Source organism: Pseudomonas sp. M30-35, from assembly GCF_002163625.1.
GTDB lineage: Bacteria > Pseudomonadota > Gammaproteobacteria > Pseudomonadales > Pseudomonadaceae > Aquipseudomonas.
Map to the genome: position 1 here is coordinate 735,408 of NZ_CP020892.1, position 13,129 is coordinate 748,536.

Annotated in this window: 10 protein-coding genes; 9 read left to right on the top strand and 1 reads right to left on the bottom strand. The window is 53.7% G+C overall.

Going from position 1 to position 13,129, the window contains the following annotated elements:
• The first annotated feature begins 22 nt into the window (after positions 1-22).
• From rplQ to bfr, 4 genes are all read left to right on the top strand, one after another.
• Positions 23-409: a 50S ribosomal protein L17 gene (rplQ, locus tag B9K09_RS03335; RefSeq protein ID WP_010487018.1), complete on the top strand. Its 387-nt coding sequence runs from the start codon at positions 23-25 to the stop codon at positions 407-409.
• Positions 410-556: 147 nt separating this feature from the next.
• The gene (locus B9K09_RS03340; RefSeq protein ID WP_087515493.1) at positions 557-1,930 is read left to right on the top strand and encodes a Na+/H+ antiporter NhaC family protein; all 1,374 of its coding nucleotides are present in this window, start codon (positions 557-559) and stop codon (positions 1,928-1,930) included.
• 142 nt (positions 1,931-2,072) lie between these two features.
• Positions 2,073-3,515, top strand: coding sequence for a catalase (locus B9K09_RS03345; protein ID WP_087515494.1), 1,443 nt, complete (start codon positions 2,073-2,075; stop codon positions 3,513-3,515).
• Between the two features lie 120 nt (positions 3,516-3,635).
• Positions 3,636-4,100 (top strand): bacterioferritin, encoded by a 465-nt coding sequence (gene bfr, locus B9K09_RS03350; RefSeq protein ID WP_087515495.1) that lies wholly within the window; start codon positions 3,636-3,638, stop codon positions 4,098-4,100.
• A 155-nt stretch (positions 4,101-4,255) separates the two neighbouring features.
• On the opposite strand, the gene uvrA is transcribed toward bfr, so the two are convergent.
• Positions 4,256-7,111: an excinuclease ABC subunit UvrA gene (gene uvrA, locus B9K09_RS03355; RefSeq protein WP_087515496.1), complete on the bottom strand. Its 2,856-nt coding sequence runs from the start codon at positions 7,109-7,111 to the stop codon at positions 4,256-4,258.
• A 134-nt stretch (positions 7,112-7,245) separates the two neighbouring features.
• On the opposite strand from uvrA, the gene B9K09_RS03360 reads away from it, so the two are divergent.
• The 5 genes from B9K09_RS03360 to B9K09_RS03380 all read left to right on the top strand — a co-directional run bounded on the left by B9K09_RS03360 (position 7,246) and on the right by B9K09_RS03380 (position 12,797).
• The gene (locus B9K09_RS03360) at positions 7,246-8,622 is read left to right on the top strand and encodes an MFS transporter (RefSeq protein WP_087515497.1); all 1,377 of its coding nucleotides are present in this window, start codon (positions 7,246-7,248) and stop codon (positions 8,620-8,622) included.
• 29 nt (positions 8,623-8,651) lie between these two features.
• A complete protein-coding gene (locus tag B9K09_RS03365) occupies positions 8,652-9,161 on the top strand; it encodes a single-stranded DNA-binding protein (protein ID WP_087515498.1) in 510 nt (169 codons plus the stop codon).
• Positions 9,162-9,444: 283 nt separating this feature from the next.
• On the top strand, positions 9,445-10,593 hold the full coding sequence (locus tag B9K09_RS03370) for an MFS transporter (RefSeq protein ID WP_256574300.1): 1,149 nt from the start codon (positions 9,445-9,447) through the stop codon (positions 10,591-10,593).
• 394 nt (positions 10,594-10,987) lie between these two features.
• The gene (locus B9K09_RS03375) at positions 10,988-11,872 is read left to right on the top strand and encodes a sugar nucleotide-binding protein (protein ID WP_087515499.1); all 885 of its coding nucleotides are present in this window, start codon (positions 10,988-10,990) and stop codon (positions 11,870-11,872) included.
• Positions 11,865-12,797, top strand: coding sequence for an NAD-dependent epimerase/dehydratase family protein (locus B9K09_RS03380; protein WP_087515500.1), 933 nt, complete (start codon positions 11,865-11,867; stop codon positions 12,795-12,797). The genes B9K09_RS03375 and B9K09_RS03380 overlap by 8 nt, the downstream gene beginning before the upstream one ends.
• The last annotated feature ends 332 nt before the right edge of the window (positions 12,798-13,129 follow it).

A 13,129-nucleotide genomic window follows, 5' to 3' on the forward strand; every position in this document is an offset into this window, starting at 1 on the left:
GAGTTTGGTAAGGAATTGAACCATGCGTCATCGTAAAAGTGGCCGTCACCTCAGCCGCACAAGCGCTCACCGCAAGGCCATGTTTCAAAACATGGCGGTATCGCTGTTCGAGCACGAGCTGATCAAAACTACTCTTCCGAAAGCAAAAGAGCTGCGTCGCGTTGCCGAGCCGCTGATCACTTTGGCTAAAGAAGATAGCGTTGCTAACCGCCGTTTGGCATTCGACCGTACTCGTTCGAAAGCTATCGTTGGTAAGTTGTTCAACGACCTGGGCAAGCGCTACGCCACCCGTCAGGGCGGTTATCTGCGTATTCTCAAGTGCGGTTTCCGCGCTGGCGACAACGCTCCTATGGCTTATGTTGAGCTGGTTGACCGTCCGGTCGGCGGCACAGTAGAAGCTGCAGAGTAAGTTGTAGGTTGTAGAAAAAACCGGGCCTTGGCCCGGTTTTTTTGTTTCTACGCTGAATGATATTCCGCACGTCGTGTTTGATATTGTGTGCAGTGCTCGCCTCAGGTAAGGTTCGCGTAAATCTGATACTTCAATAAGAACAAGCACATGCCCGAACCTACTGCTCTGAGCCTAATCCCTCCTGTTGTTGTTCTCGTCCTCGCCGTTTGGCTACGTCGACCCATTCTTGCCCTGATAATTGGGGCGGTTGCTGGCTTGATGATGATTTCGCCAACTGCCGCGCTTCATAGCTTTTCCGAGATATCACTCAAGGTCATGCAAGATGAAACCATCGGCTGGTTGATTCTGGTATGCGGCAGTTTCGGTGCGCTAATCGCGTTACTGGTTCGTACAGGAGGCGCACAAGCCTTTGGTCGCGCCTCAATAAAACTGGCCAAAGGTCGGCGCTCGTCGCTGCTGATGACTTGCGTATTGGGTCTGGTGATCTTTATCGATGACTACCTCAATGCGCTTACAGTCGGTGAAACCATGAAGCGTGTTACCGACCGCTTTAAGGTGTCGCGCGAAATGCTCGCCTACATCGTCGATTCAACCGCTGCGCCGGTCTGCGTATTAGTGCCGCTGTCGACCTGGGCGGTGTTTTTTGGTGGTTTGCTTGAAAACAATGGTATTGCAGAAAGTGGACAGGGGATCAGCGTCTACATGAGCGCCATTCCATATATGTTCTATGCCTGGTTATCGGTTGTCTTGGTGCTGTTGGTAGCCGCTGGGGTTGTTCCAGCGATTGGCCCAATGCGTAAAGCAGAAATGTTCGCACAGCGCGGTTCAGTAGGTGCAATGCATGTAGGGGAGTTAAACCCTGAGCACAACTCTGCAATCGAGATGGATGAAGCCGTAGGTACTGATCAAAGTGGCGGCAAGTTGTATAACTTCCTGGTACCGCTGTTGTTGCTGGTCGGCTTTACTCTCTACTTCGATATTGATGTATGGATGGGCATGCTCGCGACCATGGCGCTGGTCGTACCCTTCTATTTGGTGCAGGGCCTGATGCCGCTGGCTGAAATGCTCGAGCAGATGATGGATGGCTTCAAAACCATGCTGCCAGCAATCGGTACTGTCATCGCGGCATTTATATTCAAAGAAGTCTGCGATCAGTTGCACTTGTCGTTATTCGTCGTTGAGTCGTTGAAACCCTTCATGACTGCGCAGCTATTACCGGCCATGGTGTTCTTGAGTATGGCGGTGCTGGCATTTGCAACAGGATCATCCTGGGGGATTTTCGCCGTGACTATCCCAATCGTGATGCCACTGGCGTATGCGCTTGATGCCAATATTCCCTTGGTGATCGGTGCGCTGATGTCTGCCTCAGCCTTTGGCAGCCAGGCGTGCTTTTATAGCGACTCTACGGTATTGGCGGCGCAGGGCTCCGGCTGTAACTTGATCAGCCATGCAATCACCCAGTTGCCTTATGCGCTTATTGCTGCCGGCTTAACGTTTGTTGGCTTTATCGTGATCGCTTAGTTTGTTTATAGATTCGTTACAAGAGTTTTTAACTATCAGGGCGGTTCATTCAATACATTAGCTCTCTTGCCGATGGCTGGTTAACCTTGATTCATCGCTGGGTTAACAGCCCAGCTGATTTGATCTAATCAGGAGAGAGCTAATGAGCAGCAAGCCTATGTTGACTACCAGCGCCGGTAACCCGATTGCCGATAACCAGAATTCTCTTAGTGCAGGGCCGCGCGGTCCGTTGTTGATGCAAGACTACCAATTGATCGAAAAGCTTGCGCACCAAAACCGCGAACGCATTCCTGAGCGAGCAGTGCATGCCAAGGGCTGGGGTGCATACGGCACACTGACCATCACTCACGACATTAGCCAATATTCCAAAGCCAAAGTGTTTGAGTTGGGTAGCAAGACTAAAATGCTTGCGCGCTTCTCCACGGTAGCAGGCGAGCAGGGCGCTGCTGATGCAGAGCGCGATGTTCGTGGCTTTTCGCTGAAGTTTTATACCGATGAAGGCAACTGGGACTTGGTGGGTAATAACACGCCAGTATTCTTCGTTCGTGACCCGTATAAATTCCCAGACTTTATTCACACGCAAAAGCGTCACCCGAAAACCAATCTGCGCTCAGCAACTGCGATGTGGGATTTCTGGTCGTTGTCGCCAGAGTCGCTGCATCAAGTGACTATCCTGATGTCCGACCGTGGCCTACCGACTGATGTGCGCCATATCAATGGCTACGGCTCGCACACCTTCAGTCTGTTGAATGCAAACAATGAGCGTGTTTGGGTCAAGTTCCACTTCAAGACCAAGCAGGGCCACAGGCACTGGACCAATGCTGAGGCTGAAGCCGTCGTCGGCAAAAGCCGTGAAACCACTCAGGAAGACTTGTTTGGCAGCATTGAAAAGGGTGATTTCCCCAAGTGGGGCTTCTTTATTCAAGTGATGACGGAGCAGCAGGCCAAGCACACCAGCTTCAATCCGTTCGATCTGACCAAAGTCTGGCCACATGGTGATTTCCCGCTGATTGAGGTGGGCGAGCTTGAGCTGAATGCCAACCCTGAAAACTATTTTGCTGAGATCGAGCAAGCCGCGTTCTCACCATCGAACGTCGTGCCCGGTATTGGGTTTTCGCCGGACAAAATGCTTCAGGCGCGGGTCTTTTCCTATGCGGATGCCCACCGCTATCGTTTAGGCACGCACTACGAAGCGTTGCCGGTTAACGCTCCGAAGAGCCCTGTGCATCATTATCACAAGGATGGTGCGATGCGTTTCTTTAGCGGCAACTCGAACCCTGATGCGTATTACGAGCCCAACTCGTTCAATGGCCCTGCGCAAGCGCCTGAGTACGCTGAGCCGCCATTACCGTTGGAAGGTGATGCGGATCGTTTCGACCACCGCCAAGGTAACGATGATTACAGTCAGCCTCGGGCATTGTTCAATTTGTTCGATGAGGGTCAAAAACAGCGTCTGTTCAGCAATATTGCTGCCGCGATGGGAGGCGTGCCAGATTTCATTGTTGAGCGTCAGTTGGCTCATTTTGACCAAGTACATGCGGACTACGGCAATGGTGTAAGGCAAGCGCTAAAAGCCAATCGTTAACATTCGCACCAGTAAACACGGGGCTTCCAGCGATGGTGGCCCCTTTTTTTTGCTTGACCTATGCCCGCTTGGGGTTGAGCATATGCAGATGTTAAGAGTGTTTGTTTCAGGAGCGGTAAGATGAAAGGTCACCAGGAAGTAATCGATTATTTCAAAGTACTGCTGAAGGGCGAGTTGGCTGCCCGTGATCAGTATTTTGTGCACTCACGCTATTACGAAGACTGGGGATTTACCAAGCTCTTTGAACGTATCAATCATGAGATGGAAGAAGAGACTCAGCACGCTGACGCGTTGCTCAAGCGGATCTTGTTCCTTGAAGGGACTCCAGACATGGCGCCGGATACCTTCGTTTTTGGTCAGAGCGTGCCAGAGATGCTCAAGCTCGACTTGGCGCTGGAATATCACGTACGTGCTGCCTTGTGCAAAGGCATTGAACTCTGTGAGCGCCTGCAGGACTACCCGAGTCGCGATATTCTGCTGGCTCAGCTTAAAGACACCGAAGAAGACCATGCTTATTGGTTAGAAATCCAGTTGCAGTTGATCGACAAGATGGGCCTGGAAAATTACCTGCAAGCGCAGATGTAATTTAAACCCTGCGCAATCACAACTGATTGCGAAGGGTGTGATAACGCGAAGCCTGTCCACCACGGTGCAATACCGGAATCCGCAAATAAACCACCCTGTTCGCGACCGCAAAAAGGGTGGATAAAGAAGCGTTATCCACCCTAAAGAATCCCTCCCTAGCTCGCTGCGCGGTCACGCTCCAATAACGGTTTCAGGAAGTAGCCGGTGTGTGACTGAGGCATCTCGGAGACTGCTTCCGGGGTACCCACGGCAATAATCTGCCCGCCTTTCGAACCGCCCTCAGGACCGAGGTCCACCAGCCAATCAGCGGTTTTGATCACGTCGAGGTTGTGTTCAATCACCACCACGGTATTGCCGTGGTCACGCAGGCGATGAAGTACATCGAGTAGCTGCTGGATATCCGCGAAGTGCAAGCCAGTGGTTGGCTCATCGAGGATATACAGGGTCTTGCCAGTGTCGCGCTTGGACAGTTCGCGAGACAGCTTGACCCGCTGCGCCTCACCGCCCGACAGGGTCGTCGCGCTCTGTCCCAACTTGATGTAGGAAAGGCCCACATCCATCAGCGTTTGCAGCTTGCGCGCCAGGGCTGGAACCGCGTCGAAAAACACCCGAGCTTCCTCGATGGTCATGTCGAGGACTTCAGTGATGTTTTTGCCCTTGTACTTAACTTCAAGGGTTTCACGGTTATAGCGCTTGCTCTTGCAGACATCGCACGGCACGTAGATATCAGGCAGAAAGTGCATCTCAACCTTGATCAAGCCGTCGCCTTGGCAGGCTTCGCAGCGGCCACCTTTTACGTTGAAGGAGAAACGGCCAGGGCCATAGCCACGCGAGCGCGACTCGGGTACACCCGCAAATAACTCACGGATTGGGGTGAACAAGCCCGTGTAGGTTGCAGGGTTGGAGCGCGGCGTACGACCAATTGGGCTTTGGTCGATATCCACCACTTTGTCCAGATGCTGCAAACCGTCGCAGCTATCATGGGCGGCAGCTTCCAGAGTCGTCGCGCCATTGAGTGCCGTAGCGCTGAGTGGGTAAAGGGTATTGTTGATCAGTGTCGATTTACCTGAACCCGATACGCCGGTCACGCAGGTCAGCAGGCCGATGGGGATTTCCAGATCAACATTGCGCAAGTTGTTGCCGCGCGCGCCTTTGATTTTCAGCAGCTGCTTTTTATTTACCGGATGACGCTTGGCTGGCACCTCGATCTTGACTCGCCCCGACAAGTATTTGCCGGTCAGCGAATCAGGGTGTGCCATGACTTCGGCAGCGGTGCCTTCAGCCACCACGCGGCCGCCGTGTACGCCAGCACCAGGGCCGATATCGACAACATAGTCGGCCATGCGAATGGCATCTTCATCGTGCTCAACCACGATCACCGTATTGCCAATGTCACGCAGGTGGCGCAGCGTGCCGAGCAGGCGTTCGTTGTCACGTTGGTGCAAACCAATCGACGGTTCATCAAGGATGTACAGCACCCCGACCAAGCCGGCGCCAATTTGGCTAGCCAGACGAATACGCTGCGCTTCACCGCCCGACAAGGTGTCGGCACTGCGGTCCAGCGATAGATAATCGAGGCCGACATTAACCAGAAACTGCAGGCGCTCGCGAATCTCCTTAAGGATCTTTTCGGCAATCTCACCGCGTCGACCAGTCAGTGACAGGCCGGAGAAATACTCCGCAGCATCGCCAATTGGTAATCCGGTTACCGCAGGCAACGTGCGTTCGCCAACCCACACATGGCGGGCTTCACGACGCAGGCGAGTGCCACGACAATCCGGGCACGGTTGGGTGCTCAGCAGCTTGCTCAGTTCCTCGCGCACGCTGGTCGATTCAGTTTCACGATAGCGACGGTCAAGGTTCGGCACGATGCCTTCAAACGGGTGCGCACGCTTAACAATATCGCCACGGTCATTCAGGTAGCGGAAGTCGACACTTTGGCTGCCGCTGCCGAACAGGATGACTTTTTGGTGTTCGGCGCTGAGGTCGTCGAACGGAATCTCCAGACTGAAACCGTAATGTGCCGACAGTGAACCCAGCATCTGGAAATAATAAACGTTGCGTCGGTCCCAGCCGCGAATCGCGCCTTCGGCCAACGTCATCTCGCCATGAATCAGGCGTTTGGTATCGAAGAACTGCTTAACTCCGAGGCCGTCACAGGTCGGGCAGGCGCCAGCTGGGTTGTTGAACGAGAACAGTTTGGGTTCCAGCTCACTGATCGAGTGGCCGCAATGCGGGCAGGCAAAGCGAGCCGAGAAAATCATCTCGCCCTTGATCCCACTGCTGTCGTCATCGCTGTCGAGTGGGGCAATAAGTGCCAGGCCGTCGGCTAGGTTCAAGGCTGTTTCAAATGACTCAGCCAAACGCTGTTGCAGGTCTTCGCGCACTTTGAAGCGGTCAACGACCACATCAATGGAGTGCTTCTTTTGCTTGTCGAGCTTGGGCAGCTCGTCTAGCTCATGAAGCTTGCCATCAACGCGAGCGCGGACGAAACCCTGTGCGCGCAGCTCCTCGAATACCGAGAGGTGCTCGCCTTTACGCTCGCGGATTACGGGGGCCAGGAGCATCAGCTTGCTGCCTTCAGGCAGGGCTAAGACCTGATCGACCATTTGGCTGACGGTTTGCGCCTCGAGCGGCACATCGTGATCTGGGCAGCGTGGAATACCGACGCGCGCATAGAGCAAGCGCAGGTAATCGTAGATTTCAGTGATGGTGCCGACAGTTGAACGCGGGTTGTGCGAAGTCGATTTTTGTTCGATAGAAATCGCTGGCGACAAACCCTCAATGGTGTCGACGTCGGGTTTTTCCATCATCGACAAAAATTGTCGGGCGTAGGCTGACAGAGACTCAACGTAGCGTCGCTGACCTTCGGCATACAGGGTGTCGAAAGCCAGAGATGACTTGCCCGAGCCAGACAGGCCGGTAATCACGATCAGCTTGTCGCGCGGTAAGGTCAGGTCGATGTTCTTCAGGTTGTGGGTACGTGCCCCACGGATCAGAATCTTGTCCACAAACAGCGGCCTCGCTTGGCGGGCGGAAACCCACGAGTATACGGCCCACAGCCACCCTGCGGCAAAGTGTGCTCCTGTGCCGCAGTCAGTATGGCTGTTAGAATCGCCGCCTTGTCTGACTTCGAGTCCTGGTAATGCACGATCTGCACAATGACCGCATGAGTGGCAGCGAAAATCGGGCGGCAGCTGGCCTGTCGATGGTTTTTGCTTTTCGGATGCTCGGCATGTTCATGGTCTTGCCGGTATTAGCGACCTACGGCATGGATCTCAAAGGCAGCACGCCTGCGCTGATTGGTTTAGCGATTGGTGCTTATGGCCTGACTCAGGCGTTCCTGCAAATCCCGTTTGGGATGATTTCCGACCGCATAGGCCGGCGCCCGGTTATTTACGTTGGCTTGCTGATATTTGCTGCCGGTAGCGTGCTGGCGGCAAACGCTGACTCTATCTGGGGGGTTATCGGCGGCCGGGTGTTGCAGGGCGCCGGGGCAATTTCCGCCGCGGTGATGGCGCTGCTTTCAGATCTGACCCGTGAGCAGCACCGCACCAAAGCCATGGCCATGATCGGCATGAGTATCGGTCTTTCGTTTGCCGTGGCCATGGTTGTTGGCCCGCTACTGACCCGAGCGTTTGGTTTGTCTGGCTTGTTTTGGGTGACGTCAGTAATGGCCCTGATTGGCATGTTGATTATCGCCGTGATTGTGCCCAGCACACCGGGGCAATTGCAGCACCGCGAATCCGGGGTGGCGAAGCAGGCGCTGATGCCGACACTGCGCAATGCTGACTTGCTGCGCTTGGATATCGGTATCCTGGCCCTGCATTCAATTCTCATGGCCAGCTTTGTGGCCCTGCCGCTGGCGCTTGTTCAAGAGGGAGGCTTGCCTAAAGAACAGCATTGGTGGGTGTACCTGACCGCCTTGTTGATTGGATTCTTCGGCATGGTTCCGTTCATTATCTACGCCGAGAAAAAGCGTCAGATGAAACGTGTGCTGGTCGGTGCTGTTTCGGTGTTGTTAGCTTGCGAAGTGTATTTCTGGGCGTTTGGTCATAGTTTACAGGCGCTAGTGCTGGGCATTATCGTGTTCTTCACTGCATTCAACCTGCTTGAAGCATCTTTGCCCTCGTTAATCAGTAAAGTAGCGCCTGCAGGTGGCAAAGGAACGGCGATGGGGGTTTACTCAACCAGCCAGTTTCTAGGGGCCGCGCTGGGCGGTATTGTCGGTGGTTGGCTGTACCAGCACTACAGCTTGTCGGGGGTGTTCCTCGGATGTGCTGCGATGGCGCTTCTTTGGCTGGCCTTTGCTGTTAATATGCGTGAACCACCCTATGTAACCGGTCTGCGCATGCCGCTTTCAGCTTCAGCAGTGCAAGATACTGGGCTGGCTGAGCGCTTGCTTGCATTGCCCGGTGTGACAGATGCGGTTGTGGTGGCCGAAGAGGCTGCTATCTATATCAAAGTGGACACCCAAAAATTGGATCGTACGGCGCTTGAGAGCTTGATAGAACAAGCCTGAGAGCCGTACTGACAGCTTAGGAGATCGTTATGGCCCGTGGGGTTAACAAAGTTATTCTGGTCGGTACCTGCGGACAGGATCCAGAAACGCGCTACCTGCCTAATGGCAACGCCGTTACTAATCTGAGCTTGGCAACTAGCGAGCAGTGGACCGACAAACAAACCGGTCAGAAGGTCGAGAAGACTGAATGGCACCGTGTTTCGATGTTCGGCAAGGTCGCTGAAATTGCCGGTGAATACCTGCGTAAAGGTTCGCAGGTTTACATCGAAGGTAAACTGCAAACTCGCGAGTGGGAAAAAGACGGTATCAAGCGTTACACCACTGAGATCGTGGTCGACATGCAAGGCACCATGCAGTTGTTGGGCGGTCGTCCAAACAACGAAGGTGGCGATTCAGCACCCCGCCAGCAGCGTCCAGCGCCGCAGCAACGTGCCCCGCAGCCACAACAACAGGCTGCTCCACGTCCAGCGCCGCAGCCTCAGGCTCAGGCTCAGCCAGCGCCAGACTACGACAGCTTTGACGACGATATTCCGTTCTGAGGCAATGTCTTAGTCAAAACGTATGGTTTTAACTTGAAGCCTCCGCACTGCGGGGGCTTTTTGTTGTTCGGCTGTTGTAAAGTCCTAAGCGATTTACGCATCTAGCTTTTTCCCAGCACTTCAGGGTTAAACTGACGGCGTTTTTTTGCATGCCGATCAACGCACTGCTGTGAGCATTCGCTGTCTGGAACCCCTGATTATGTCCAGCAATACCTCTACCAATACCCCATCCTTAGCTGCAAAGGTGTCCGATTCAGGTGTTGGCCAAGCCAGTCCTTTAGTGATGCGGGTGATCGGCGCCTGCGCCTTGGCGCACTTGATTAACGACCTGATTCAGGCGGTGTTGCCGGCGATTTATCCGATGCTCAAGCTGAACTACGGTCTGAGCTTCACCCAGGTTGGCTTGATCACCTTGACCTTTCAGCTCACCGCATCGTTGTTGCAACCTTGGGTTGGTTATTACACCGACCGTCATCCGAAGCCGTGGCTGCTGCCGTGTGGTGCGGTTTGTACCTTGGTTGGCATTCTGATGCTGGCTTTCGTCGGTAGCTTTGCAGCAATCCTGATGGCGTCTGCGTTGGTCGGCATTGGGTCGTCGACTTTCCACCCAGAGGCTTCACGTATTGCGCGCTTAGCTTCTGGTGGCCGCTTCGGACTTGCCCAGTCGACATTCCAGGTCGGCGGTAATGCCGGGAGCGCCTTTGGCCCACTGCTGGCGGCCGCTATTGTAATTCCCTACGGGCAAGGCCACGTCGCTTGGTTTGGCCTGTTTGCAGTATTTGCTATCGCCGTGCTCTGGGGGCTGAGTCGCTGGTATCGCAACCACTTGAATTTGTTCAAGCTCAAGCAAGGTGGCAAAGCGACCCACGGTTTGTCTTCGAAGCGAGTCAGATTGGCTTTGGTGGTGTTGGCTCTGCTGGTTTTTTCCAAATACTTCTATATGGCCAGCTTCACCAGCTACTTCACCTTTTACCTGATTGAGAAGTTCGATCTGTCGATCGCCAGCTCGCAGTTGCACTTATTTATGTTTCTCGGGGCCGTTGCCGCAGGAACATTTTTGGGTGGTCCTATCGGCGACAAAATTGGTCGCAAGATGGTTATCTGGGTGTCGATTCTTGGCGTTACGCCTTTTACCCTGGCGCTGCCTTACGCTGATCTGTTTTGGACTGGCGTGCTGAGCATGATTATCGGGTTCATCCTGGCCTCGGCGTTCTCGGCAATTGTGGTTTTTGCTCAAGAACTTGTACCGGGTAACGTTGGCATGATCGCCGGGGTATTCTTTGGCCTGATGTTCGGCTTTGGTGGGATTGGCGCCGCACTGCTTGGGTATCTGGCGGACATTCACGGCATTGAGTATGTCTATAAGCTTTGTTCTTTCCTGCCGCTTATAGGGATTATTACGCTGCTGCTGCCATCGACCAAAAATGCTTAGGCAACCTTTGGAAAACTCAACTAACTTGCGCGAATAGTTGTTGTGTAGCCGAGCCTCGCGTCTAGCCAAGTGGGTCGAGTATTTCCCTCTATATGGCTTTCGCACATTATCTATTTAGCGGCTGCTTGATGTTTTTCGTGCGGGTTATTTTGTTTTTCATCGCCTGAGCTTTAGTATGCAACTAACTTTAAAAAGCTTTGGAACCCCTGAAAAACTACTGCGCTAGATATTACTGCGTTAAAAAACTGCTCAAAATGCTCATTTACAGAACGTAGACTCCGCTTTCTCGCAGTTTTTTGCCTTGTACTACCTTCGCTCGCTACCTTTTTTAGAGGATCCCTTTGTAGCTTTCTCTTACTTATAACCGTTCTGATTGCTGAGATAGCTATCGATTATGCGAATGCGTTTGATGCTGTTGGGTGGAGGCAGCGCTTTAGGGCAAGCGCTGATTCGTCTCGGCGCAGAGGAAGACATTAACTTCCTCGCACCGCGACCACCGGAGTCTGGCTGGGATGCCGCCAACCTGACTCAGTTGCTTGACGACACCCGCCCTGATGCTCTGATCAATCTTGCGTATTACTTTGACTGGTTTCAGGCTGAAGTGGTGAGTGAAGCACGCTTGGCTGGTCAGGAACGTGCGGTTGAGCGTCTTGCTGAGCTGTGCAAGTACCACGAAATTCGGTTGATTCAGCCGTCCAGCTATCGCGTGTTTGATGGCGCACGGGCGACTGCCTACAGCGAAAAAGAAGAACCTGTGCCGCTGGGCCTGCATGGGCAAGCATTGTGGCGCCTGGAGCAAAGTGTGCGCGCCGTGTGTTCGCGGCATGTGCTGATCCGCTTTGGCTGGCTGTTGGACAGTTCAGCAGAGGGTCTCATGGGGCGTTTTCTGGCGCGTGCCGAGCGTGAAGAAGTGCTGTATCTGGCGGATGATCGCCGCGGCAACCCAACGCCTGTAGACGATGCGGCGCGAGTCATTCTTGCGGTGCTCAAGCAGCTAGACTGTCAGGTGCCATTATGGGGAACCTATCATTACGGCGGGCATGAAGCGACAACGTCGCTGGCGCTAGGGCAGGCCTTGTTGAGTGAGGCGCGTAGCTTTCGCAGCAATCTGGTTGATGATATAGCGGCGCAAGCCCACGCTGCCCGGCCTGATGCGGCAGAAGAGCCGCAACATGCGGTGCTCGCGTGTAAAAAAATTCTCCACACCTACGGCATTAAACCGCGTGCTTGGCGTGCAGGGCTGCCGAACCTCTTGGATCAATACTATCGTCATGTCTAAGTTATTTCTGGTCACCGGCGGAGCCGGATTTATTGGGTCGCACATGGTTGACGCATTGTTGGCCAATGGTCATACCGTGCGGGTGCTGGATAACTTGTCGATGGGCAATCGCGGCAATTTGCCGCTAGATAATCCACAGTTGCAGTTTATTGAAGGGGATGTTGCCGACGCCTCTTGTGTCTCGGCTGCGGTCAAAGACTGTGATGCGGTGGTTCATTTGGCTGCTGTTGCTTCGGTGCAGGCATCGGTGGATGATCCGGTCAGCACTCACCAAAGCAATTTTGTCGGCACCTTGAATATCTGCGAAGCCATGCGTGAGCACAGTGTCAAACGAGTGGTATTTGCTTCCAGTGCTGCGGTTTACGGCAATAACGGCGCCGGTCAGCCGATTGATGAAAATACCGCCAAGTCGCCACTGACACCTTATGCCTCGGATAAGTTATCAAGCGAGTACTACCTCGATTTTTATCGCCGCCAGCATGGTCTTGAGCCTGCTGTTTTCCGTTTCTTCAATATTTTTGGGCCACGCCAGGATCCGTCTTCGCCGTACTCTGGCGTAATCAGCATTTTTACTCAGCGTGCGCAGCAGGGCTTGCCGATCAGTGTTTTCGGTGATGGCGAGCAGACGCGTGATTTTTTCTTTGTTGCGGACTTGATTGAGTTGCTACAGCAAGGATTGTTCGCTGAGCAAGTTGTGAACGAGGCGGTCAATGTCGGTTGGAATCAGGCGACCAGCCTCAAGCAATTACTTGAAACCATCGGCGAGCTGTTTGGCGGTCTGCCAGCGGTTACTTATCTGGAGCCGCGTGCTGGTGATATTCGCCATTCGCGGGCCAATAATGATCGCTTGAAGCAGGCTTACCGCATGCCGCAAGAAACACCGCTTAAGGAAGGGTTGCGTCAGTTGCTGGGCATAGCCAAGTAATGTGCTTGGATTACCCGGCAGCGCCTCGCTGCCAGCAATAAAAAAGCCGGCACTCAATGCCGGCTTTTTTATTGCTGGCAAGGTTGTGCAGGTGTGAGAAAGATATAACCAGAAAAGCGCGATAAAGGCGGAATTTGAGGGAACGCTGGGGAACATATCTGAATGGAGTTGAAAAACCGTTGCCGCTAAGGCAACGGTTTGGATGGCTGCTCAACCCAAGCTAGGAACTGCTCTGCAAGAGCTGTCAGATCCTTGGGGTCGCTTCCTGTATAGATGCTGGATGCTACTTCTAAAGCACGCATCCGCAGATCGGAGTCTAGCGTATCAGTTTG